This window comes from Staphylococcus sp. 11007852 (assembly GCF_011394325.1).
GTDB classification, from domain to species: domain Bacteria; phylum Bacillota; class Bacilli; order Staphylococcales; family Staphylococcaceae; genus Staphylococcus; species Staphylococcus agnetis.
The window spans coordinates 57,733-84,180 of record NZ_JAANBJ010000012.1 but is presented as its reverse complement, the minus strand read 5'-3'; the positions used below and the strand labels follow the sequence as shown (position 1 = coordinate 84,180).

20 protein-coding genes are annotated in these 26,448 nt (G+C 35.0%); 12 read left to right on the top strand and 8 right to left on the bottom strand.

Annotation, left to right across the window (positions count from 1 at the left end; genetic code table 11):
• Window positions 1-61: 61 nt before the first annotated feature.
• From G8Y85_RS03560 to G8Y85_RS03540, 5 genes are all read right to left on the bottom strand, one after another.
• Complete coding sequence (locus tag G8Y85_RS03560; RefSeq protein ID WP_103345474.1) at window positions 62-1,069, bottom strand: acyltransferase family protein; 1,008 nt, start codon at window positions 1,067-1,069, stop codon at window positions 62-64.
• A 365-nt stretch (window positions 1,070-1,434) separates the two neighbouring features.
• Entirely contained in the window at window positions 1,435-5,172 is a 3,738-nt protein-coding gene (locus G8Y85_RS03555; RefSeq protein WP_165805426.1) for an N-acetylmuramoyl-L-alanine amidase, read from the bottom strand.
• 197 nt (window positions 5,173-5,369) lie between these two features.
• Entirely contained in the window at window positions 5,370-5,798 is a 429-nt protein-coding gene (locus G8Y85_RS03550; RefSeq protein ID WP_103345476.1) for a GNAT family N-acetyltransferase, read from the bottom strand.
• Window positions 5,799-6,008: 210 nt separating this feature from the next.
• On the bottom strand, window positions 6,009-6,479 hold the full coding sequence (locus G8Y85_RS03545) for a DUF2538 family protein (protein WP_037565969.1): 471 nt from the start codon (window positions 6,477-6,479) through the stop codon (window positions 6,009-6,011).
• A 17-nt stretch (window positions 6,480-6,496) separates the two neighbouring features.
• Window positions 6,497-7,717: an LCP family protein gene (locus G8Y85_RS03540; protein ID WP_103345478.1), complete on the bottom strand. Its 1,221-nt coding sequence runs from the start codon at window positions 7,715-7,717 to the stop codon at window positions 6,497-6,499.
• A gap of 304 nt (window positions 7,718-8,021) precedes the next feature.
• Between G8Y85_RS03540 and G8Y85_RS03535 the strand changes: the two genes are divergently transcribed.
• The 12 genes from G8Y85_RS03535 to G8Y85_RS03480 all read left to right on the top strand — a co-directional run bounded on the left by G8Y85_RS03535 (window position 8,022) and on the right by G8Y85_RS03480 (window position 23,369).
• Window positions 8,022-9,665 (top strand): phospho-sugar mutase, encoded by a 1,644-nt coding sequence (locus tag G8Y85_RS03535; RefSeq protein WP_103345479.1) that lies wholly within the window; start codon window positions 8,022-8,024, stop codon window positions 9,663-9,665.
• A 551-nt stretch (window positions 9,666-10,216) separates the two neighbouring features.
• A complete protein-coding gene (locus G8Y85_RS03530; RefSeq protein ID WP_107401203.1) occupies window positions 10,217-11,482 on the top strand; it encodes a nucleotide sugar dehydrogenase in 1,266 nt (421 codons plus the stop codon).
• Between the two features lie 25 nt (window positions 11,483-11,507).
• A complete protein-coding gene (locus G8Y85_RS03525; protein WP_103345481.1) occupies window positions 11,508-12,320 on the top strand; it encodes an ABC transporter permease in 813 nt (270 codons plus the stop codon).
• Window positions 12,321-12,340: 20 nt separating this feature from the next.
• Window positions 12,341-13,534: a glycosyltransferase family 4 protein gene (locus tag G8Y85_RS03520; protein ID WP_103345482.1), complete on the top strand. Its 1,194-nt coding sequence runs from the start codon at window positions 12,341-12,343 to the stop codon at window positions 13,532-13,534.
• Entirely contained in the window at window positions 13,535-14,095 is a 561-nt protein-coding gene (locus G8Y85_RS03515; protein ID WP_103345483.1) for a hypothetical protein, read from the top strand.
• Window positions 14,092-16,647, top strand: coding sequence for a glycosyltransferase family 2 protein (locus G8Y85_RS03510; RefSeq protein ID WP_165805425.1), 2,556 nt, complete (start codon window positions 14,092-14,094; stop codon window positions 16,645-16,647). Before G8Y85_RS03515 ends, G8Y85_RS03510 begins: the two co-directional genes overlap by 4 nt.
• Window positions 16,647-17,783, top strand: a complete 1,137-nt coding sequence (locus G8Y85_RS03505) for a glycosyltransferase family 4 protein (protein WP_060550779.1) — start codon at window positions 16,647-16,649, stop codon at window positions 17,781-17,783. Before G8Y85_RS03510 ends, G8Y85_RS03505 begins: the two co-directional genes overlap by 1 nt.
• Window positions 17,776-18,135, top strand: a complete 360-nt coding sequence (locus tag G8Y85_RS03500) for a hypothetical protein (protein WP_103345485.1) — start codon at window positions 17,776-17,778, stop codon at window positions 18,133-18,135. The genes G8Y85_RS03505 and G8Y85_RS03500 overlap by 8 nt, the downstream gene beginning before the upstream one ends.
• Window positions 18,136-18,150: 15 nt before the next feature.
• Window positions 18,151-18,870, top strand: a complete 720-nt coding sequence (locus tag G8Y85_RS03495) for a hypothetical protein (RefSeq protein ID WP_037565984.1) — start codon at window positions 18,151-18,153, stop codon at window positions 18,868-18,870.
• A complete protein-coding gene (locus tag G8Y85_RS03490) occupies window positions 18,867-20,870 on the top strand; it encodes a hypothetical protein (protein WP_165805424.1) in 2,004 nt (667 codons plus the stop codon). Before G8Y85_RS03495 ends, G8Y85_RS03490 begins: the two co-directional genes overlap by 4 nt.
• A gap of 18 nt (window positions 20,871-20,888) precedes the next feature.
• The gene (locus G8Y85_RS03485; protein WP_107401198.1) at window positions 20,889-21,797 is read left to right on the top strand and encodes an ABC transporter ATP-binding protein; all 909 of its coding nucleotides are present in this window, start codon (window positions 20,889-20,891) and stop codon (window positions 21,795-21,797) included.
• A gap of 222 nt (window positions 21,798-22,019) precedes the next feature.
• On the top strand, window positions 22,020-23,369 hold the full coding sequence (locus tag G8Y85_RS03480) for a glycosyltransferase (RefSeq protein WP_165805423.1): 1,350 nt from the start codon (window positions 22,020-22,022) through the stop codon (window positions 23,367-23,369).
• Window positions 23,370-23,576: 207 nt separating this feature from the next.
• On the opposite strand, the gene qoxD is transcribed toward G8Y85_RS03480, so the two are convergent.
• Genes qoxD through qoxB form a run of 3 tightly spaced genes read right to left on the bottom strand, consistent with a single transcriptional unit; the run spans window position 23,577 to window position 26,447 of the window.
• The gene (gene qoxD, locus G8Y85_RS03475) at window positions 23,577-23,867 is read right to left on the bottom strand and encodes a cytochrome aa3 quinol oxidase subunit IV (protein ID WP_037565991.1); all 291 of its coding nucleotides are present in this window, start codon (window positions 23,865-23,867) and stop codon (window positions 23,577-23,579) included.
• Window positions 23,864-24,469 carry a cytochrome aa3 quinol oxidase subunit III gene (gene qoxC / locus G8Y85_RS03470; RefSeq protein ID WP_060550783.1) on the bottom strand — a complete coding sequence of 202 codons (606 nt, stop codon included), beginning with the start codon at window positions 24,467-24,469 and terminating at the stop codon, window positions 23,864-23,866. Before qoxC ends, qoxD begins: the two co-directional genes overlap by 4 nt.
• Window positions 24,459-26,447 carry a cytochrome aa3 quinol oxidase subunit I gene (gene qoxB, locus G8Y85_RS03465; protein ID WP_060552465.1) on the bottom strand — a complete coding sequence of 663 codons (1,989 nt, stop codon included), beginning with the start codon at window positions 26,445-26,447 and terminating at the stop codon, window positions 24,459-24,461. The genes qoxC and qoxB overlap by 11 nt, the downstream gene beginning before the upstream one ends.
• Window position 26,448 lies beyond the last annotated feature (1 nt).

The following is a 26,448-nucleotide window of genomic DNA, read 5'->3' as shown; positions in this document are numbered from 1 at the left end:
CCTAAAAAAAGAGAAGTTACACCAAAGCATACCATACTTTAGGTGACTTCTCTTTAATTCTTTAAGAATAAGGTTTAAATTGTGAAGGTTTTTCCAAATGTACAAACGGATTGGTCCATTTGGCTACAAAATCGGTTGACCATAACCAAACGATAAATAGGGAAAGGGTAAAGTTGTAAATAACTCCGGCTAATGGATGATCAATAAACGGAAATAAATTATGGCCTCGAATAATACCTATAAATAAGCCATGTAATAAATAAACGTACATTGTTCTAGAGCCGATATATGTCCACCTTTGTCGTTTTTCAGGGATTAAGTTTAAGAATGCCAACATGGTAGAGAAAATAATGACATATAATGTAAGGCGTTTAATTGGACTTAATAAGACGTTCCATCCGCTAGTTTTTGTATAAGGTGAACTACCTAGCAACCAAGATGAGTCAATCGGATGAATATAGTAAATGATGAAAAACGTTAAAAGCGTTAAAAAAGATAGCGGCGCCAATTTTTTCCATCGAATCAGTTTACTAAAATGATCTCCAAGAATATAGCCTATATAAAATATAGGGAAAAATACTAAAGTGCGAGACCAACTTAAATAACCGTCTATGTTAGTTGAAAAACCCGCTAATATAGCGATTAAAATAGCAATGGGTAATACATATATCCATTTGTAGTTTCTGACGATAACGATAATGACATTAAAAAAGAATAGCGTTAATAAAAACCATAATGCGAATACAGGGTCAAAAGGATCCAAATCAATGGAACTATTTTTTCCAGAAATAAAATAGTAAATTGAGAAAAAGGCAAAGAAAATAAGGTAAGGACCTAATAATTTTTTACCCACTTTTTCAATATAGCCTGCGCGGCCAACATTTTTTGAAAAATAGCCAGAAATAAATAGGAATGCTGGCATATGAAAACTGTATATCGTTAAATACAATGCATTAATAGCTGAATGTGCATCTGTATAAGGTTGTATTAAATGTCCGAAAACAACCAAAAAAATAAGTAGTGCACGTGCATTATCAAAGAATGCATCACGTTTAATCGCATGTGCCATTGAGTTATACTCCTTTAACAATCGTTAATATAAATGTATTACAATCTTAGGGATGAATGCAATTGAAAGGGAAAGATAACGCTATATTATACCCACTTTATTAATAAGAAAATACAAATATAAATCACTTTTAGTAATCAGATAAAAGTATTTTTAAACTTTAATGCCATTACTATCATTTTAATAGTCTTGATTGAGGTTACTGATGACTTCAGTCACTATTATCAACATTTTGAAATAGGGGCAATATCAGTGCTATTCGAAATCTGTGATAGTAAAGATGACATTCCGTTTAATCTATGAGGAAGGCATTATAAAAAGGGACAGAACAATATATGTCCTGACCCTTAAGAATTGATAGGCTGTTATTTTTTATAACGGTCTACATCGAAATATTTACCAGCAGCACCAACTGCATCGTAGAATTGTTTCATACGCGCAGCATTATGATGTGCCCAATTAATATCTGTAGCATATTGGTGCGTACCTGGATTTTCAGGATTCCATCTCATGCGGTAAAGCGTATTTTGACCAATACCGATATAACGGTTTTTGATGAAGCTTGCACCGCCGACTATTGCTTTACTTACAGTATTCCAACCGTAAGCTTCCGCAGTTTTAAAGCCACCGCGAATCGCATCTGTATCTACAGCACCGATACCAAACATATTGTAAAACTTACGTGTAGAATTTGTTACTACTTTATTGTTTGCATCAACATAGCCACCGTTAGCAAGGGTAGATGTACCATTACCCGTTTCAAGTAAAGCATGAGAGATGAGGTAAATTTCATTGATGTTATTTGCTTGAGCAGCTTGTTTGAATGCTTGACCTTGTCCAGCTAAGATGCCTTTACCTACTAACAGTTTGTTAAGTTGTGCAGCATCTAAACCTTGGTATTTATCCAATTTAAGGAATTGATATTTTTGAGTTGGGTCTTTTTCAATTGTAGATGGATTCATTGCGTTTGCTACTTCTGCGCGCGTTGCATCCACCCATTGACCAGGCACTCTTTGGATTTGTGGTTTATATGAAAGGTTAGACTGAATATCAACTGCTTGATTAAATGTATATGGTGAATTGATGTAACGTGTTAATTGTGAACGTAAGTCAGCTGATTTGATCCACGCACGTGTACCATCATTAAATTGACCATAATACCAAGTCACACCATTAACGAGTGCTGAACGTTGAACATTGAATAGACTTTCATAATAGCTTGATAAATATCCTTTAGCTTTAGCATCGCCAACATTTGTGAAGTATTGCCCGTTACGATTATATACGACATAGTCGACTGGCTTCGTTAACGTCTTAATTTGTGTTGGCGTAGGTTTTGGTTGTGCAACTGCTTTTGCAGTTAATTCGTTTTTATTGATCCAACCCATTTTTTGATTAATGTTACCAAATAGATACGTGTCTTTACCAACAAGTACAGATTTAGTTGCATTAAATGTACGATTTGTTAATGCTTTAAGTGTATCAATGCGTTGCTTTGCAGTACCCCAAGGCATTGCATATAAACCTGTAGCATTCGTGTTCACAACATATTGACCAGCAGCAGGTACTTCTTTACCTAATTGACGTGACAACACATCTTCTGTTTTGAACCAACCTAACGGTGTATTATTCGCATTTTGTAATAGCACGAAATTTTGATTGTTCGCTGAAGCTGTTTTAGTGATTTTGTATGTGCGATCAGCGTGACTTGAAGCGTCTTTACCAGTTTGGTCATAAATCGTAGCTCTAACACCTGAGTTAGTTGGTTTTAATTGACCAATCTGAGATACAGCTTGTACGATTTGTTGCGTAGTTTTCGGTAAAGATAGTACTTTTTGGTTCACCCAACCAGAGATGTTATTCGCTGTACCGTAAATGTAAGTAGCATTCGCAATTTGTTTTTGTTGCGTAGCTTTAAATGCTTGTGCACCTGTACCTTTTACAGCGCCAGCCACTTGTACACTTGTACCCCAAGGTACACTATAGAGTGTTGTACCAGCTGGAATTGTAAAGTTTTTACTGATTTTAACAGCAGGTTGACTTGTACAGTAATCGACGTCTGATTGTTTCACCCAACCAATGTTAGTGCCATTATTGTAATCCGAAACAAGGTAGAACTGTTCACCATTTAGTGAAGCTTTTTTAGTTACATTCAATGTTTGGTTTGTTGCGGAAGTTTTCTTACCTGATGCATCATATACTGAAGCATACAGTCCATTATTTTTTGCGTTGATGCGGCCAACACCAGTGTCAGCAGTTACTTTTAATTGATTTGTGTTAGATGGTAACGAAAGTACGCTTTGGTTTACCCAACCCGAAACGTTATTTGCTGTACCATAAATATAAATTGCATTGGCAATTTGTTTTTGTTGTGTAGCTTTAAAGGCTTGCGCGCCTGTACCTTTTACAGCACCAGCCACTTGTGCACTTGTACCCCAAGGCACACTATAGAGTGTTGTACCAGTAGGAATCGTAAAGTTTTTACTGATTTTAACAGCAGGTTGACTTGTACGGTAATCAACGTCCGTTTGCTTCACCCAACCTAAATGAGTACCTGTATTATAGTCAGAAACAAGGTAAAAATTATTACCGTTTAATGAAGCTTTTTTAGTTACATTCAATGTTTGATTTGTTGCGGAAGTTTTCTTTCCAGCATTATCATATACCGTTGTGTATAAACCACTATTAGATGTGTTAATACGGCCGACACCAGTATCATTAGTTACCGATAATGGTGAAGACGGTTTAGTGTCCGGCGTTGACGGAGTAGAAGGTGTAGAACCACCTGGTGTGTATGCTGGAGAAGCTAATCCCATTTTAATCATATATTTTTCATTGATTAAATCATACAACTCATTATATGAATAGCCTCGTGAAGCTAAATAGCCATGTGGGTCTGTATGGTCCGTTCCACCTAAGAATCTTGATACTGCATCATGTGTCCATACAGTTCCTTGACCATCATATTCAGCACTATCTGGACGTAAATTATAATATTGAAGGTTTGTAGCTGCGTAATCAGCAAAGTTATTCATTTGACGCGCAAATTTGTCATATCCATATACGTGAACAAGTTCAATATTGATAAAACGTTCATTCGCATTAGGACCTGCTCCCCAAGAAAGGTAATCAGTAGGTTGTGTTTCAATGATACGTTGATCATTGATGAAACCGTGTACGAAAGCACTTTGGTAGTTACGTTTCATATAACTGATTTCACCCTCAATTGTAGAATTAGGGTTCGCTGTGTCATGTACAACAATACCTTCAGGTTTACCTACACCATTGCGATAGCCATATTTAGGGAAATAACTTGAAAAATCTTCTTCATATTTTGGAACAGTATAATTTTGTTTACGAATATAATCATTTATTTTTGACGCTACTTTAGGTTTATACGTAGCTGCCGCATTAGCACGCAACGCTGTAGTACCCGATGTCGCATTCGAATTTAATGATAATGTCGCTGGACCGCCTTTACCACCAATTCTTGGAGGGGTAGGTCCGTTTGGGTTGGCATTAATATCCGTAGTGTTTGTTTGAACAGAATAAGTTTTTGGTTGTGCTGATAATGATTGTGATGTGTTCGTGTTGTTTTGTGATGATACTTGTGAAGACTGTGTGTGTTGCGTTTGCGCAGATGCTTGTGTAGATTGTGTCGTATTCGTTTGCGCAGTAGATTGTGTTGCAGTTGTGCGATTAGCTTGTGCATAAGCTTCTGGTGAGACTTGCGCCTCGTTGTGTAATTGAATATGACTGTCTGATTTAGGTTGAGCAGTCGATGTTTGAGTTGATGCTTTTGCTGCAGTCGAAGTTACTTGTTTTGATTGCGTTAGAGTAGTTGATGTTGTGCTGTTTGTTGAAACTTTAGTTGGGTCTTGATATGCTTTAGTGCCAGAAACAGTAGTTTGTTGAGACGTTGTAGCAGCTTTGGCTTTTTCAGCTTGTTGTAACGCTTTTTGACTGTCAATAACCTTGTTAGGTGTAGGTTGTGTTGGTTGCGTCGTATTTTCTGCTGCGTCAGCATGATGTGCTGAAATTGCTGTTCCTGCAATCGTCAGTGCAATAATAGAAGGTGTTTTATACCCAATTTTTTTTACCATTTCATTACCCCTTTTTATCTGTAAGATAGTATAAAGTTGATTGATATCATTATATAGTGTCCCAACTCACAAATGGTGTTTTTAATTGTATTGTAATTTAATTTTAATAATCGTTTCACGAGATACATTAGATTCAAACATTTTTATATTTCATTTTTAGCGAATTGTTGATAGAAATATTACAGGATTATTAATTTTTATGATTTAACTTGCTTTTTCATGAAATAATGAGGAATGCCACCATCTAAAAATTGATCGCCATAAGCCGCATACCCTAAAGTCTCATAGAATGGAATGGCGTGTGTTTGCGCCCCTAACTTGAAATGCGTGTAGCCTTGATTTACCGCATGTTTTTCAAGAAATAACATTAGTTGTCTGCCTAATCCCAATCCGCGTGCTTCTTTTAAAACGGCAACCCTTTCTACTTTAACTATTGAATCGACAATGCGATATCTTGCAGTAGCTAGGGCTTTGCCATTGTCATCATATGCAATAAAATGCGTTGCAGTTTGCTCAAATTCATCTATCTCCTCCTCTTTAGGAACGTTCTGCTCATCAACAAACACAGTCATTCGAATTGATAATACATCACGGTACTCCTTATCACTTTCCACTTTTTTTATCAATTAAATCACTCCTATAGTATTTTTCTTTACATTAAAATATTTATACAATGATTTCAATATACTAAAAAAGAGCTTGTAGCATTAAAAGCATACAAACTCTTAGTCATATTGAAACATTATATACACTGGAGTAGCGTAAAATTTGAATTGATAATGCTACATTTTAGTGCATGTCATCATGTTTAAAAATAATGGATTTTATTACATTGATTACTCTGCGTTTTGTCTTACTAAAGCAGTGTATTGCCAAAAAATACGCATTTGAACGAGATTCCAGTTGTTCATTCCCATTGTATATCCTGAAGGCTTGAAAATATTTACATCCGTTACTTCTAAAGCAGCAGCAACCAGATATTGGATAGGAACACTTAAATTTTGCATTTCTGGTGTTAAACCATTTTCATTATACACCCATGAAAATGGAAGTGGTGAATCAAACACATCGATGGCGTCGAAAATTTCAGGTAATGCAACAATATAACAAGCCGCATTAATAACCGGATTCACTTCGCTATCTGAATAATAAACGAGGAGGGCTTCATAATTTTCACGGTGGGCATGGTTTACATAAAAGAGTTCAGAGCGAAAATGCGCCATATCTTTACTATGGATGATTTGTTGCTCCAACATTGTAAACATTCCATTAATTTGATTGATTTTTTCATATGTGTGTCGCGACATGTTGGATACCTCCTTTATTAGTATACGGATTGCGTATTAGGGTCTTGGACATGAGCATTGTCTTGCGTATATGTTTGGTCTTGAACAGGGGCTTGAGCGTCTTGTTGGTTTTGAGCAGGTGGTGTTTCAGAAGATCCAGGATTTTGCGAAACATCACTTTGCTGCGGTGAATTTGACTCCTCTGCATTTTTCTTAGTGTTTGGGTTCAATAAATGATCATCAATGTTAAGAAGGGGTGGGATTTCACCAAAAGCACGTTTCACGCGTTCTATTAGAAACTGTTGATGATCTTTTATAGGTTCTAAACCTAAATCGCTACGTAATCGATTCGCTGTTTTAATTAATGCATCAATATCAGGATTAATATAATAGATACCATTTAAAAGTTCATTTTCACCTTTTAACTGTTCTGTTTTAATTTCAGTATCACTAACAAGATAGTTGGTTGCGAGTGCACGTATTTCATCATACGATAAGTTATGTTGAGAATTGTTTCCTACAATTTTAATGATATCATCTAGTTTATGAAGAGATTGTGTCTCTTGTGCTTTTCGGAATAATATTTTTAAAACTTCCATTTGACGTTGGCCACGTTTTAAATCTGAATCTTGTTTACGTGTTCGCGTCACAGCAAGAACTTCTTCTCCGTTCAAAACTTGTTTCCCTTTTTTTATTTTAATTCGACCTTGATCTGTTCGGTTTGGCTCATTAAGATCATATGGAACATCGTATTCTATGCCGCCGAGTTCGTCGACAGTTTCAGCAAAAGCATCCATATTGATTCGTACATAATAATCGACAGGAATGTTTAATGCTTTTTCAACAGTGTCCATAGATGATTCTGGCCCACCGTAGGCATGTGCATGCGTTATTTTGTCGTAATAGCCTACTTTTGGAATGTAGCTTAAAGTGTCACGAGGAATACTTAACAAACGAATTTGATTTTTATCAGGATTTAATGTTGATAAAATCATTGCATCCGTTCGTGACTGTTCGACACTTTGTCCATTCTCTCTACGTGCATCACTATCATCAATACCTAAAAATAGTATGGATACAGGTTCTTTAGATGGATTGACTTTATGTTGACGCATTACAGATTCTCTTCTATCTTTTTGCGAAAAAGAATCGTCAAAAGCATCTCTTGACGAATTAAATAAAATAAAAGCAAATATTGCAGGAACAATTACGAGTATAAGCACTAGCAAATACAGTACGTATTTGAAAACTTTATTCATTGTAAGTTGCTCCTATAAAAGTGTATTTTATCTCTATGATTCCTTATTGTATAGGAAAATATAACAGTCTTTCAATGATTTTAACACAATTGTGATAAAATAAGCGTTTACATCATTCTATGTTTATGAGTGCGGTACACCTGAACTCAAATCGTATGAGTATCTCGAGTGTGAAATGTAGCATCGCATGTTCCGGGGGTTAAAGTTAATTAAATATAGAGGATTGTTTCACAACACATTTCTCCATCATGTATAATAATGATGTTGTAGTTTATTAAATTATAAATTAAGGATGGTGCACATTTTGAAGGCACAATGGATGTCACGTTTAGAAGAAAGTTTCGTTAAAAGCTTCTATGACCAGCAAAATGAGCAAGAACGTCAAGCCGCATTTGAAGATGCGTTAACTTTTGGTACTGCTGGCATTAGAAGTAAATTTGGGCTAGGGCCAGGTAGATTAAACAAATTTACAGTACGAAAAGTGGCATTAGGTTTAGCGCATTTCCTTCGACGTGATTTAGTAGAACCTTTAGTCGTAATTCATTATGATACACGCTATTTATCGGAAGCTTTTGCTAAAGAAATGGCTAAGGTATTAGCAACAGCGTCGGTATATGTGATTGTGTCAAAAACTTATAAATCAACACCTGAATTATCATTTGCAGTAAGGCATTTAAATGCTGATGCAGGTATTATGATTACTGCAAGCCATAATCCTAGTGATTACAATGGCATTAAAGTGTACGGTCGTGACGGAGGCCAATTATTACCAGAAGCCTCTGAACTATTAAGCGCGTATATTAACGCTATTGACTCACCTTTAAATATTGGTGTTGAATCTTTAGACCTTTTAAAAGAAAAAGGACGCATTCGTGACTTACCTCAATCGGTTACCGAAGACTATATCTCGCATGTAACAAAGCTTTATCAAGGTATTCAAGATCACGGTGCACATGTACTGTTATCAAGTTTACATGGGACGAGTCTACCAATACTTGCACATATATTTAAACGCTTAAGTTTTGAAAATTTTTCAATTGATGAGGCACAATCGATTCCTGACGGCGGTTTTCCTACATGTAAAACTGCCAATCCTGAAGACCCTATAGCGTTTCAACATGCATTAAAATGTGCAGAAAAAGCCAATGCTAAACTGATAGTAGCCACGGATCCTGATGCAGACCGTTTTGGAATGATTGAACGCTATGACGATGGTTCACATTACTTTTTTAATGGCAATGAAATAGGCTTAATGTTAATGAAGTGGCGTGCCCAAGAATTGATGCATAATCATGATCATAAATATGTTGTTAAAACGATTGTCACAGGAGCAACAAGTGAGGCATTGGCACAAAAGCTAGGTTTAGAGTGCATAAATGTCTTAACAGGATTTAAATATATCTCAGACCAACTTCATCAACGTGCTACACACAATCAACAATTGGTGTTAGCCTATGAAGAAAGTCATGGTTATTTAATTCAAGATTTTTCCAGAGATAAAGATGCCATTCAATGCATTCCTTTATTGGTAAAGTATAAACAAGAGTTATATCGTGAAGGTCGAACACTTTATGATGCACTTCAAGAAATTTATAAAGAAGTAGGTCGTTTTGAAGATATGACCCTTTCACCTGTGTATGAAGGAAAAGAAGGTAAAGATAAAATTAGTGCACTGATGACACATTTTAGTAAATATCATGATACGCATTTATGTGGTTTAAAGATAAAGACGATAGAAAATTATCGCACGGCTACAACAACTTATGTTGAAACGGGGCAACAACAAAACATAACTTTGCCTATATCAAATGTGATTCGGTTTACTTTTGATGAAGGGTTTATTGCGCTTCGTCCATCAGGTACTGAACCTAAAATGAAAATCTATTTTTCCCTTAAAGTGGCCAATTTTGATCAAGTCGTTCAAACCTTTAAACAAACGTATTTATAACGCGACGTTTATGGGGAATATAACCCTAGCTATTCAAGCTTCTAACGTTATACAGTATGTCACCTAATGATGTTCACTTATAAGAATGTGACGTCACTGTATAAAGATTTAGAGCAGGAATGTGCTTATAAAAAAACTGTCAACGTAGTTGCGACTATTGTTGACAGTTTTTTATTTATACCAGTATTAGTAAAGTAAAAAAGGGTAGAAGGTGAATAGACAAGTACATCCGTATTTTAATTGCTGTTTGTATTTAATTGAAATAATTACATTTAGAAAGGTTATATTTTAATTATTTATTATTTATTTTGGTGCGCATTTAGGTGTTTAAACGCATAGACAACTTAAAGTGGCGACGATATTTATTAAGAAAGTGTAAAAAATGTTAACTTAAATTTAATTTTAATGTAAGTTAGTGTAAAATTAAGGTAGAATTTAGCTTTAGGATTGAAATCGTGTCGGATTTAATTAAGAATTAATATAGGTTTAATATAGGTTTAATATCTTTTAAGTCTAACGCATAATATTGATTAAACAAGAAGGTGTATGAAATGAAATTAACGACTGTCGGTTTAGGTTATATTGGGTTACCAACATCTATTATGTTCGCAAAACATGGTGTAGATGTTATTGGTGTTGATATTAATGAAAAAGCTGTAAATAGTTTAAATAATGGTCATATTCATATAGAGGAGCCAGGTCTACAAGAAGCTTATGAGGAGGTGTTGGCTACTGGTAAATTTAAAGCCTCACTCACACCTGAAGAAGCAGATGCATTTATCATCGCTGTGCCAACACCAAATAATGATGATGAATACGAATCTTGTGATATTTCCATTGTCATGAGCGCAACAAAAAGTATCGTACCATACCTGAAGAAAGGGAATACAGTCATCGTTGAATCAACAATTGCACCACGCACGATGGATGATCACGTAAAACCATATCTAGAACAACAAGGTTTTACGATCGGGGAAGATTTATATCTCGTGCATTGCCCAGAGCGCGTATTACCAGGGAAAATACTCGAAGAATTAATCAATAACAATCGTATTATCGGTGGTATAACACCTGCATGTATAGAGGCAGGTAAGCGTGTTTATAGTGCGTTTGTAAAAGGTGAAATGATCGAAACAGATGCGCGTACAGCTGAAATGAGTAAGTTAATGGAAAACACATATCGCGATTTAAACATTGCGTTAGCGAATGAGCTTGCTAAAATCAGCAATAATTTAAACATCAATGTGCTTGATGTGATTGAGATGGCGAATAAGCATCCACGTGTCAATATTCATTTACCTGGACCAGGGGTAGGAGGACATTGTTTAGCGGTTGATCCATATTTCATTATTGCTAAAGATCCTGAGCATTCACCATTAATTCAAACAGGTCGTAAAGTGAACCGTTCTATGCCCAATTATGTTGTTGAAAAAGCAAAGCACATGCTTGCCCAACTAAACGGTAAAAAGATTGCTGTATTTGGTTTAACGTATAAAGGGGACGTCGATGATATACGTGAATCACCGGCATTCGATATTTATGAAGTTTTACGTCAAGATTCGTCTTTAGAGGTTGTGACATACGATCCACATGTGGCATTAGATTTTGTAGAAAAAGATTTTGAAAAAGCTGTGCAAAATGCTTCATTAGTTCTAGTACTTAGTGATCACTCAGAATTTAAACATTTAACGGATCAAGACTTTTCATCTATGAAGGATAAAGTTATTTTCGATACGAAAAATGTGATGCAACACGACTTCGAATCCGTTCGTTACTACAATTACGGTAACTTATATGAATTTAATCAACAATCATAAGTTTATTTAGATAGTAGGTTATATTGTGAAAGCATTAATCATCATTCTAAGAGAACAAATTGAAAACTGGCAACAAATTTTGCAACTCGCTGTCTATAATATGAAAAGTCAATACTCAAATCATTACTTGGGTGTTTTTTGGAATATTTTACAACCGATGATGCAAGTCGGAGTCTATTATTTGATTTTTGGATTAGGGCTTAGAGGAGGGGGAGATCGCCTAGTTGATGGCGCTCCCTTTATTGTGCATTTAATATCTGGTTTATTTCCGTGGTTATTTATTTCGCAAAGTATTAATTCAGGTGCAAATGCAATTCAATCCAATTTAAGTCTCGTTACAAAGATGAAGTTCCCATCGTCTGTGTTGTTATCTATTTCATTTACCAATACATTATTTAATCTACTTTTTATGACGAGTATTTTATTTGTAGTATCGGTATTACATGGTTATGTGCCATTTTGGAAGTATAGTCTTTTTATTTATTTTATTATTGCGGCATTCCCTGCCATTTTTGGCATTTCACTCTTGATGAGCTCGTTAGTTATAGTGATACGAGATACAAAAAATGTACTTCAAAATGTTTTGAGACTAGGCTTTTTTATGACGCCTATATTTTGGGGGCTTAGTTCAGCTCAGCCTATATTACAAACGATAGCGCGACTCAATCCATTTACGTATTTAGTTGAAATATATAGAAGCGCTTTTGTACATCATAGCCCGATGTTGTATGGGACAGCGGCTGACCATTTTTATTATTGGTCATTCACGTTACTCGTTTTAACTTTAGGTGCATTAGTACACCATCGTTTTAAAGATCGCTTATTAGATTTCCTATAATATGGAAGAAAGGACTCATTATGAAAGGTAAAATTTTATTAATCAGTCAAAATTTTTATCCTGAATTGGGTTCGGCAGCCAATCGTATGAAACAACTATATAAACAATTTGAAAAAGCTGGATATGAACCTTTAATTGTTACGACTGAACCTTCCTATCCCAATCATGCACTATTTGAAGATGATGCCTATTATGATGATTCAGAATTGAATGCATTAGAAGGGTACCGTATTATCAGAATTCGCATGCATTGCCAAAAGCAACATTCTGACTTAGTACATCGTCTATTTTATTATATTGAACTTATGATAAAAGTACGTATGTATATTGGGAAACTTGGTGACTATGCAAATGTATATGTCTCTAGCCCAAATATCTTCTTAGCATGGGCAACACTTTTTTTTAAACGCAATAAAAAGGCAAAATATTTTTTAGAAATACGAGATTTATGGCCGGATAGTTTTTTATGTTTGAAGAAAATAAAAGTTAAATTTCTACTCCCTTTACTAAAATGGTTAGAAAAACAAATGTATCAACAAGCTGATGAAATTGTTGTCAACAATCCGTATTTTCAATCATATATCAATGCAATGTTGAATGAAAATCGAGAAATGGTCTATTTACCGAACGCTGTATCTCAATCAGAATGCTTAAATCCGATTAAGGAAACAATGTTTTCTGTAGTTTATACAGGTAATATCGGCTATGCCCAAAATGTTGACCAATTGATCGACATTGCGCGTGGATTAAATGAAATAGGCATCCATATGACAGCCATTATTTACGGAGTGCAAGCAGATGTATTTAGAGAGGCTGTTAAGCGTGAGCATTTGTCAACAATTCATTTAGTTCCGCCAATGAAAAGAGATGCGTGTTTAAAAGTGATTTCAAAGCATCATGTCTCTCTGTCTATATTAGAGCCGAGTGACGTGTTTATGAATGTGATGCCAGGTAAAATCGTAGATAGCATCTGTTCTGGTACACCAGTGGTAAGTAATGTAGGTGGCTATACAGGCGAACTGATAAATAGTCAACAATTAGGTTTTGCCAAAGCAGGAGCCTCTACTACAGAGATTATTGATTATATCGAGCAAATTAAAATGAATCCAGAGTTATTAGATCACATCATCTCTCAAACTAAAAACTTAAGAGATAAACAGTTCATTTGGGAAAATAACTTTCCTAGACTTACTGGGAAATTAAGAGGTGTTTAAATGGATGTTGAAATTAAAACTTTTTTAGAATCATTGTCTTATACGCACTGCTACGTTCATATCAATACGCCGGTTTTAAATGGATATAGAGATGAAGCATTGGAGGACGAAATTCGATTACATCAGCATCCGACTTATGCCCAAGTATTATATGAACACGATGATACGCTTGCGCTCCATATTCAGGAACAACGTATTTTCGTGCCGAAATCTGCAGTTTCTCTTATGCTATTTGAAGATTATGATTTTAAATTAAGCCAGTTCACGATTATTCAATTTGAAAAACCTACAGTACGTTTTGATAGCAAAACGAAAGCAACGACACCCATACATATAGATTGTCATTGGAAATACATTGCAAAACATTTATACATAACGCAACAATTACACAACCAACATCAACAACTAGCTGTAAAAAAACTGCTTGGAGATAACATCAAAAAACAAGGTCAAATTGCGCAATTAATTGAAATGAAAGATACAATATTGAATCGTTATTTGAAACTTAGAGAATCTAGGCTCGGACGTATCCAAATTAAACTATGGGAGAGACGTTCATGAACTTAAATACAATTAAAGATATCTTGTTTGGTAAACCTAAACCTTTTCAAATGACGCGTGAAACAATTACTCATGATAACGCAGAATTAAATACTTTAAAACACATTTCAGAAAGCATGAATCAATGTCCAGATAAGGCAATTTATGATATTAATAACGCCTCATTTTTAAACATGTATATTGATTATATTCAAGCTTTTCACCAATACGGTAAAGGCCAACGAGAAGCTTTATTTGAAACACCTCAAGATATGGAATTAGATGCTTATTTATATCAAAAGTTAGATTTAAAAGTAGGTATTATAGCAGACACATTCTTATACGATGCATTAAAAGGGGTGTGTCATCTCACATATTTAAATGATGAATTCATTGATGACGCTTATGATTTAATTATTGTCGCTTCAACTTGGAAAGGCATAGATGGTTATTGGGATGGTGTGACCAATCCCAATAGAGAGAAGTTTGCTGAATTACAAAAAATCATTCATTATTATCAATCTAAAAACATCCCTGTGATCTTTTTCAATAAAGAAGATCCCGTTAATTTTGATGTGTTTTTACCGCATGCACAATTGGCAGATGTCATTGTAACGACTGAAGCAGCGTTAATACCGACATACCAGAAACACGTCAATCATCAACGTGTGTATCATTTGAAATTTCCGATTAACCTACGACAACATAATTCAGTGGGTATTGAATCGTCATTAAACACAAAAGAGGTTGTTTTTGCCGGCTCATGGATTGAAAAGTATACTGAACGCAATCAAGATGCCAGGGTAATTTTTAATGGTATTCTTAAGAGTGCTTATGATTTAACAATTTACGACCGTAACTTATGGTTGAATCAACTTAAATACCAATTCCCGGCAGAATTTATTTCAAATATCGCTGCGCCATTATCACATGATTACACTATGATGATGCATAAAAAACATCCGTTTGCGATTAACCTTAATACGATTAAATATTCAACAACAATGTGTGCCAATCGTATTTTTGAACTACAAGGAATGTCGAATTTTATATTTTCAAATTACAACACATTTATCAATGCAGAGATGCCACAAGTACAAATCATCTTTGATGAAAAAGATGTGGCAGCCACTTTAAATTTAGACACTGCATTATTACAACGCGCTCGTAAAATTGGTGAGCACCAGGTTGTGAAACACTATAATCAATTTGAATGGTTAAAACAAATTGCACAATGGTGTGACCTCACTTGTAAACCGACGCAATGGCCGCAAATATCAGTGATTATAGATGCTGAAGATAAACGTGCACATCAAATGTTTGCACAACAATACTATCCAAATAAAGTGTGTGTTCATGACATAGATGATGTTAAAACGCCATTTTACACATATTTTGAAGGAACACAAGATTATCAACCAGAATATTTAGATAACTTAGTGTTACCTTTAGCATTCACGAATACATCATTTATTACGAAATCATCAAAAGGTAATCAATATGTTTCAAAGTATGAGCATAAAGCACATACTTTATTTAAAAGAGATACAGCAATGCATGAAGGCTATGCACAAGATATGACGTTTTTGAACCAAGCGCCAAAATCATTAACGTATTCAGAACCAGTATTGAGTGTCATTGTTCCTATTTATAATAATGGGGCGCATCTTGAACATAAAGCATTAAGATCAATCATCCGTAATCCCCAATTTCATCAATTTGAAGTCATTTTAGTGGATGATGGATCGACAGATCTTTTGACTCGAAATACAATCGCACGTTATGAAAAATGGTATGACAATATTAAAGTAGTCACTCTAGAAGCCGCTTCAGGCAGTGCTTCAACACCAAGGAACATTGGAATGACCCATGCACGTGCGCCATACATGACTTTCCTCGATCCAGATAATGAGTGGGTTGGAGAGGGCATCAACCAACTTTTAGATGCGATTCAAGCAGATGATAATTTGGACGTCGTGGTAGGGAATATGATTAAAGTAGACAATGAGAAAACGCGAGTTCATGCATATTATCAACAATTTGTTAATACGATGCACCAGGATATGACACAGGATACTGTGACATTACTTAAGCAATCTAAACTTAAGACTGCAAGCATTCAAGCGTTAGTGGCACGAACGTCATTTATTCGTCAGCATGGCATTCAAATGGTTGCAGGAGCACTCGGCCAGGATTCATTATTTTTTCTTAATGTGATGCACTTTGCGCGTAAAGTAAAAGTCGTTGATGCAATCATTCATACGTATTACGCAGCAATAGCACAATCTATGACAAATTCAATTTCAGCATCATTTTTTAAGAAGTATTACAAGCTAGAAATAGAAAAAATTAAATTTTTAAAACAGCATGGTTATTTAGAGACGTATATGCAATATCGTTTTAATTTTTATATGAAACATTGGTATATCGCACGTATCAATCGTGCATCTTACGTCGACAAGCCAGTGGTAGTAGCATTTTTAGATATTTATCACTTATATGATTCAATGAAACGACCAGATGATGATGAACTGAAATCAGCAATAAAAAAGTTACAAAGCGAGGTTAAATGATGGGTTATTTATTAGTTACAAATGCGTATCCCAACAAAGATAAAATTTACGCTAATGCTTTTATTCATAGAAGAGTGAAAGGGTATCAACAACATGGTTTAGATATCACTATCGTTGTTTTTACAACTAAGATTAAACGTGATGAATATTATGATGGTGTGAAAATAATGTATATGAATGAAGCACAATTATACAACCACCTATTATATAACCAATATGACAAACTATTATTTCATTTTATTAATTATAAAATGTTTCAAGCGATTGAACGCCTAGAACACAAACCTAAGGTGGCAGTATGGATACATGGTTTTGAGGCAGAAGCTTGGTACACAAGATATTACAATTATTTAGCATCCGCGAAAACGCTAAATGAACAATTAAGAAAAAAAGATGCACATTATCCGTATCAACGTGCATTTTTTGAAAAATTAATGACACGCCAAGATATGAATGTTCAGTTTGTATATGTTTCGAGAGGTTTGAAAGAATATTACGTCGATCCATTTGTAGGCGTTTCACCTCAAACGTACAAAATAATACCAAATATTATTGATAAGCATATGTTTCCGTATAAAGAGAAAAATGAGGATGCGCGTTTTCACATTTTATCGATTCGACCTTATACGGCTAAAAACTATGCTAACGATTTAACGGTGGAAGTTATCTTAAAACTTTCTCAAAAGAAATGGTTTAAAAAACTACAATTCTCATTGTATGGCGATGGACCTTTATTTGATACGTTGACGGCGCCATTGCGGAATTTTAATAATGTGAGTTTAAATAAAATGTTTGTACCGCAACATGAAATTTCAGGCTTGCATGCACATCACGGTATTTACCTTGGTCCGAGCCGACATGATTCACAAGGGGTGTCACTCAATGAAGCAATGAGTTCGGGTTTAGTACCTATTTCAAATGCGATTGGTGGTATACCAGATTTTGTAGAACATGGTGTTTCAGGATTTCTAGCTGAACGCAATAACGTTGACCAAATGGTTGAAGCGATTACTTATTTAGTGGAAAATCCAACACAATTTAAAAAAATGAGTCGCGCTGCTTCTTCTAAGATTCAAGCATTAACTGGCAATGATATTGTCATCCAAAAAGAGTTAGAGGTGATTTTAAATGACTAATGTTGATTATAAAAAAGCATATGAATATTTAGAGAGTCAACTAGAGGACATAATGCTAGAGACGTCTATTTTATTAGACCATAATCCAGCTACTTTAAGAATTGATGAAATCATAGCGGATCAAACTGAAGAAGGAAAGGTTACGATTACCATTTGTAGTTCAGGTGAACAGATGAAATATGCATTATACATTTATAAGAAAGGGCAATCGATTCCCGAAGAAAAATTAATGTATCAAGCGCAAAATGTATTTCAACTGTCATTAGAACCAGGAAAATATAGAATTAAAGCTTTTGTGCAACAAAATAACACACAAAAAGTAGCGGAAACCAAAGAGATAAAAGTCTTTTAAGAGAGGAGGATCGACTTGGTCAATAATGAATTTATCATTTCTAAACATTTATCAAAAGGGGAAAAAGTATTAGATGTGTGGTTTAAAAGTAGTGAAAATGATGTCGAACTATTAAAACGCGTTGTCAATCACATGCCACACTTACAAAAGGTTAACTTTTATTTTGATGAAACCATCAATCATGTACAAATGATGATTTATCAAGAAATTGTAAATCATCTAAAAAGCCATGTAACAGTTAAACTCATTTTTCAATCCCTCCATGTGCAATTTGAACATGTAGAAGCTATCATTGGAAAACTTATAAATGACTATACAATTAATATTTACTATTACAGTAAAGGCGCATTGCATATCGAATTTTTTGGCAATGATATCGTCCCGTTTGACAATAAACATAATCGCTATTTGTATGAGCAACTTAAATCAGAATTTAGAGAAGCACGTGAGCGTCCAGTGATGAATGATATGCGTTTGAAGCAAGAGTTACTGACAGTTAAAAACGACTATGACGATCTTTATCAAACGTATTTGGCAACACATAAACGTATGCAGTATGCATTTCGTGAATTACATAAATTTAAAAGAAGTGCTTGGAAATACAAGAAAAAGTATTTAGACAATGAAATTTTCATTAATAATATGGAGCGTATTGCGTATTATAAGAAAAAAGTCAATAAACGCAATATATATAAATTAGTCAAATTGATGTTGAAAAGGGTGAGAGTAAGATGAATGTGCAGGAAGAAACATATAGTCCCGAACAATTAGAAGCAATGCAGAAACCTAAACGTAGACAAGCGCATACGTTCATTAATGAAGCATTGAAATCCATCCAATCATTTCAACCACACCATCTTCAAAAAGGTATCAGTTATATATTGTTTTTAGATGAATGCGACATTCAATTTCTACAACCCATAGTGGACCAATTTGAGCAAGTCATTGTCGTTTTTGAAACACAGGATGCGTTGGCTGAGTTTGTACGTTCACCATTAAAAGATGAACAGCATGTGTTTTACTATTTTGATGATAGGGCATTCCAATACTCATTTAAATTTGTGACACAACGTATTAATCAATCGCATTGTTGTTTTTATTTTAAAAACGACGCACGCATTGAAACGCGAATTAAAACGGAACAATTAGCACAATCTGTTGTGTATGGTGCGGGTAGTCAAAAAATATATCCTACCTACATGATAAAAAAATTAAATTTACATTATCGCCTACATCAATATATGCGTCATTATATCGATGAAGTCGTGAATCATACGTATCATGTATCTTATGCGATTAAGGGGCACCATAATGAGGTGCAGAAAGTGCCTAAAATACAATCATCTAACGATGTCATCCAAGCACTTGAAACGATTAAAGCAATATATAATGAAACTATGATGATGCATTCAAATGTGATGCAAAAACCTGAAGCGAATATACTTATAGAAGGTATCCGTCATTATTTAGATCAGCAAGATAAAGTGACACGCGACAAACTCTATGCCTATATCTATCAATCAATGGATCAATTTAATTATCATTTGTTAAATAAAGATAAAGCAGAAACGTTAGTAATTGCCTATTGTTTCCCACCATATATTGATACGAGTGGCAACGTGATGGCAAAGCGTATTCGTGATAAAAACGAAATTGTGGATGTGATATCTAACAATATGGCACGTCTACGTCAAACGGATGAAAAATTAACATCACTCTCGCATCATCTTATTGATCGTCACTACCAATTAGATGCTAAGCAAGCATTCTCTAGTTGGGAAAGTATTAGCGGATTTGTTGAACAAGGCTTAGAGGTTTTACGACAAAACTCTAAAACATATCAGCATTTATATTCACGTGCAATGTTTCCACAATCGCACTTTTTAGCTTATGAAATCAAACAAAAGTACCCAGATATATTTTGGCGTGCGGAATTTTCAGATCCGCTGCATTCCACAGTGACAAGTGATTTGCGGTTTGCGCCGATTGAGGATACTCAGTATATTGAGACAATTAAATCTCAACTTAAACCAGAACTTAAAACGTTGGTTGATGATAATGTGTTCAATGTATGTGAACTGTTAGCTTTATCTGATGCAAACGAACTTATCTTTACAAACGAAAATCAATTAGAATATATGATTGCGCGTTTTGACGATACGTTAAAACATTCTATTCGTCAAAGAGCAGTAATTTCACGCCATCCTATCCCTTTAAAATCAGACTATCGTAAAGAAATGACGCATTACACTGTTGATCCAGATGTCATTAATTTAGGCTATTTCGGTAATTTTTATGAAACACGTGGTTTTAACGAAATAGAATTAGTTTGTAAATATTTAGAAGCGAAAGGTGAAACGAATTTCAAAATTCATTGTTTTACAAATGTGAAAGGAAATGTCAAAGCACTGCATCGTAACAGTGATTTCAATGATTATATCGTCTTACATTCTTTAGTCGGTTATTTTGAATTCTTAAACATTACTACACTTTTAGATGGACTATTATTATTTGATGCACATACTAAAGGCATTAAATCTATTAATCCGTACATTCCTTCAAAATTAAGTGACTATAAAGGAAGCGGTAAAGCGATATGGGCATTTACTGAAGAAAAGAGTATTATGGATCAAGATGAAGATATCATACGTACGCATCTGGAAGATTTTGAACATTATATCGATGGGTTTAATCGTATAAAAAACAATGTAGCACGTTTTAACTCGGAAAAATAACATAAACAAGGTGATGACATGACGTACAAAGTTAAAGTAGACCATGTATCGAAAATTTATGATTTGAATAACAATAAATTAAGTAAAATCATTTCACTCTTATCATTTGGATATTTTTATAAGCCGAAGCCTTATTATGCGTTATATGATATTTCTTTTGAAGTTGAAGAAGGGACATCAGTGGGCTTAATAGGTTTGAATGGTTCAGGTAAATCGACACTTTCCAATATCCTTGCTGAAGTGTTAATGCCTTCAAGAGGCTCTGTGGATATTAATGGGAAATCATCACTTATTGCAATATCAGCAGGGTTAAAAAATGATTTTACAGGTGAAGAAAACATTCGATATAAATGTTTAATGCATGGGATGTCATCCAAAGAGATTAATGATGTATTTGATGATATTGTGGCGTTTTCAGAGTTAGATGAGTTTATCTATCAACCTATCAAAAGTTATTCTAGCGGTATGAAAGCACGTTTAGGATTTTCTATTGCGATTCATACCAATCCAGATGTTTTAATTGTCGATGAAGCGTTGTCAGTCGGGGATGAAACATTTGCGAATAAATGTATTTCAAAAATGAAAGATTTACAACAACAAGGTAAAACAATATTTTTTGTCTCACACTCAGCAGCGCAAATTAAAAATATGTGTGATAAAGCCATATGGATACATTATGGTGAAATGATTGAGTATGGTGAAGTCAACCACGTTGTGAACCGTTATAATACATTAATTCGTGGATTTAAAGCACGCGATAAACAAGGTCAATTAGCATATAAAAAGAAAATGCTGCGTTTACAACAACAACGTAGCGATACCATTGATGAGTCTCAATTAGAAAAAGTACATTGGACTACATTTATTCCTGCTTTTGCGAGTTTAGGTTTATTTATTGCAGGGATATTTTGGCAGATTGTAAGTTAAGCAACCTATAAAATTACGATTGTTAAAAAATGATTAGTAGGTAGGGGATGAATACAGCAATTGTATGTATCATTACTAATGCTGTGCAATGAATGCCTTATCACACGAAAAACTATTGATAGAATTTAAATGATGAGCATGCGTATGAAACATCGAACAGTGATATGTTTCATAATTTATAAGTAATGACAGAATATAAATCGATACATAGGAGGGGTGTATATGAAAAAAGTAGGCATGTTTGTTTGGAACCATTTTACAAATGATGCCCGTGTCAATCGTGAATGTACAACGCTGGCAGAGGCGGGATATGATGTGGATTTAATTGCCATCAATGATCCTAAAAATCCAGCCATTCAGGCTTTTGAAAAAATGAATGAGCGGTTTCGTGTCCATCGTGTAAAACGATACCCGGCGTTGCTTCAAGCATATTCTGATTTTGGAAAACCCTTTATACTTGTAGTAGGAGGGGTTGCTTCAACCATCGCAATAGGATTATATTTCGTTAATGTTATGGTTTTAACGAGTTATCTGATTATGCTTTTAGCGAGCGCAATTGTAATGAAACAACGTAAAGCGAGAAAAATTTTTATTAATAGTGCCATCATTGCACGCATGATTGTTAAAGGGTACATGACTAAAGCGGATATCTACCATTCGAATGATTTGAACACATTACCGCAAGGCATTATATGTGCAAAATTGCGTTTGAAACCTAAACCACTCGTATATGATAGTCATGAAGTACAATCCGATCGTACTGGGTATGATAAAAGAAAAATTAAAATGATTGAACGTTTTCTTTTACGCTTTGTTGATGAAATGATGGTTGAAAATCATACGCGTGCAAAGCACAATGAAAAGCTTTATGGCTTTTATCCTCAAACACTTTACAATTATTCGGAACTCTATAATATTAATACGCGACCAAAAGTGAATCTACATCAGAAATTAGGGCTTTCAGAAAATGAGAAGATTTTACTTTACCAAGGTGGATTACAACAAGGAAGAGGATTAGAAAAGCTTATTGATGCGATGCCTCTGATTAAAGAAGGGGTACTTGTTTTTATAGGTGCAGGCAAATTAACAGCACAATTAAAAGAACAAGCGAAACAATCATCTGAAAAGGAACGTATTTTCTTTCTTGAAAAAGTACCATTCCAAGAATTACCTAGTATTACGAGAGAAGCGTATTTAGGTTTTCAAGTTTTACAAAATGTGTGTTTTAATCACTATTCAGCGAGCTCAAATAAATTATTTGAATACATGATGGCACATGTGCCTGTAGTAAGTTGTGATTTCCCAGAAATCGCAAAAGTCGTCAATGAACAAGAGGTAGGCATTGCCATAGATGCACACGACCATCACAATATTGCATATGCAGTCAATGAATTGCTTACAAATCAAGCATTATATGAACATGTTAAAGCCAATACGCAAAAAGCTAAAATGATTTATAACTGGCAAAATGAAAAAGGAAAATTGTTAGCACTCTATGAACGTATCGAAATGAAAGCAACATTTTTAGGCAAATTAAAACAACAAATACGTCGAGAAGAAGCAAAATCATAAGATGTAATATAACTTGATGTAGAAAGCGTGTTAAGAAATAGTAAAGCCATCTCAATGTGTAACGAATACAATGAGATGGCTCTTATAATGCGCTTTAAAATAGGGGGAATGGACTTAGCACTCATGATTAAGCATTATCTAATATAACCTATTCCAAAGAAAAGAGGCCTACACCAATGTGTAAGCCTCTTTTTATATGCTTTTATTTTATAAGTGAGAACCGTGTCCACCTTGCATAACCCAGAATGTACCAATAACGATACATAATGTAATGATGATTGCGAAGATAACTTTTGCAAGTTGTACGCGTCCATCTTTACCTTCAGTTAAGTGCATGAACATTAAGAGTTGTAAAAATGCTTGGATAAAAGCAAATCCAAATATGATAGTTACTTTTGCTTCAAAAGACAATGATGTGTAAAGAGTTACGAAAACTGCTAGTAACGTTAGAATGATTGAGGCAATAAAGCCTATTGTATGTTTGACTACTGTACTCATCCGCTAAACACCATCCCTATCATGTATACGGCAGTGAAGATGAAGATCCATACAACATCTAAGAAATGCCAGTATAAACTTACAATGAAAATTTTAGGTGCATTGTATTTATTAAGTCCGCGCATTGCAACTTGGATTAATAAACAGATTATCCAGAAGATACCTAGTGTAACGTGAGCACCGTGTGTTCCTAATAGTAAGAAGAAACTAGACCAATATGATCCTGCTTGCGGTACTGCACCTTCATGTGCGTAGTGCGCGAATTCAAAAATCTCAAATCCAACGAATCCTACACCAAGAAGTACTGTAATCGCCATCCAGACCATAAATAATGTTTTCTTTTCTTTACGCATGTAGTAAATTGCAATCCCACATGTATAAGAACTTGCTAAAAGCAAGAATGTCATAATTAAAACAAGCGGTAACTCGAATAAATCTGTAGTCATCATGCCACCGTATCCGCCACCATGTTGTAGCGTTAACAGTGTTGCGAAAAGTGTACCAAAAAGGGCAAATTCAGCTGTAAGGAAGATCCAGAAACCGAGTTTATTTAATTCACCTTCATGCGTACGTGCATCAATAGTATCAACCTTATGACTCATGATTCATAGCCTCCCTTTCTTTTTGGCGTGCTCTTCTTAAGCGCGCTTCGTTTTCTGCAACTTCACTTGCAGGGATGTAATAACCATGATCTTGTTGGAAACTTCTCCAAATCATTAAACCAAAAATACCTAATAAACTTAAGATAGCAGGTAAGATTGTTTCGAATACTAAGAAGAATCCACCGATAAAGAATAGGATACCCATCCAGAAACCAATATGCGTGTTATTTGGCATATGAATATCTTTGTAATCGTGATCATCTAAATAATGACGACCTTGTGCTTTCATCTCAACGAATGAATCTAAGTCATCCCAATGAGGTGTTTTCGCAAAGTTGTAATGTGGTGGGATTGCAGAAGCTGTAGACCATTCAAGTCCACGACCTAAGCCGCCCCAGTTGTCGCCAGTAGCTTCACGTGGTGCTTTTAAGTGACTGTATACGATGTTACCAACAAAAATCAAGAATGCAATAGACATCATTGCTGCACCAATTGAAGAAATAACGTTAAGTAAGAACCAACCATCTTCTGGTAAATATTTGTATAAACGACGTGGCATACCATCTAAACCTAAAACGAATTGAGGTAAGAATGTCACGTTGAAACCAATCATAAAGATCCAGAAGAACCATTTGTTTGGTTTCTCGAATAATTTGTATCCCATTGCTTTTGGATACCAGAAAATCATAGCTGCAAAACATGCAAATACAACACCAGCAACAATTGTATAGTGGAAGTGTGCCACTAAGAAGTATGTGTTGTGATATTGGAAGTCAGCAGATGCCATTGCAAGCATAACACCTGTAACCCCACCAATTGTAAAGTTAGGAATAAATGCTAATGAGAATAGCATTGGTGATTCAAATGTAATACGACCTTGGTAAAGTGTAAATAACCAGTTGAAGATTTTTACACCTGTAGGTACAGCAATCAACATTGTAGTGATTGAGAAGAATGAGTTCACTAATGCACCATTACCCATTGTGTAGAAATGGTGAACCCAAACGATGAAACTCAAAAATGCGATACCAGCTGTTGCCCACACCATACTTTGGTGACCGAACAAACGTTTACGCGCAAACGTTGGAATGATTTCAGAGTAGATACCAAATGCTGGCAATACTAAGATGTATACCTCAGGGTGCCCCCATACCCAGAAGAAGTTCGCCCAAAGCATTGGCATACCGCCGCCTGCAACGGTAAAGAATGAAAAGTCAAAGACTCTGTCTACAGTCATTAATGCAAGTGCTACTGTTAATACAGGGAATGCTAAGATGATGATTAACATTGTGATGAATGTTGTAACAACAAACATTGGCATTTGCATGAACGTCATACTTGGCGTTTTAAGTTTAATGATTGTAACAAAGAAGTTAATACCCGTTGCTAAAGTACCAATACCAGAGATTTGGATAGCAATTAAATAGTAGTTAACCCCAGGTCCAGGACTGAATTCACCAGCAAGTGGTGCATAGTTAGTCCAACCTGCAGCAGGTGAACCACCGATAATAAATGAAATGTTGAATAGTAGCATACCGGCAACGAACAACCAGAAACTAATGTTGTTAAGAAGTGGGAATGCAACGTCACGCGCACCTATTTGTAATGGAATGATAATGTTCATTAAACCAATTACAAGTGGCATCGCCATGAAGATAATCATGATAACACCGTGCGTTGTGAAGATTTCATTATAGTGATTTGATTCTAAGAATGGATTGTTCGGTACTGTTAATTGAATACGTAAAAGGATAGCATCTATACCACCACGTACAAACATTAAAACAGCACAAATCAAGTACATTAAACCAATTTTCTTGTGGTCGACTGACATGAACCATTCCTTGTATAAGTATCCCCAAAGCTTAAAGTATGTTAGGGCAGCGATGACACCAATTACTAAGAATGGTGCACCAATTTGAGCCATTGTGATCATCCAGTTCCCATTTACGATAAGCTCATGCCATGGAAAGTCCATC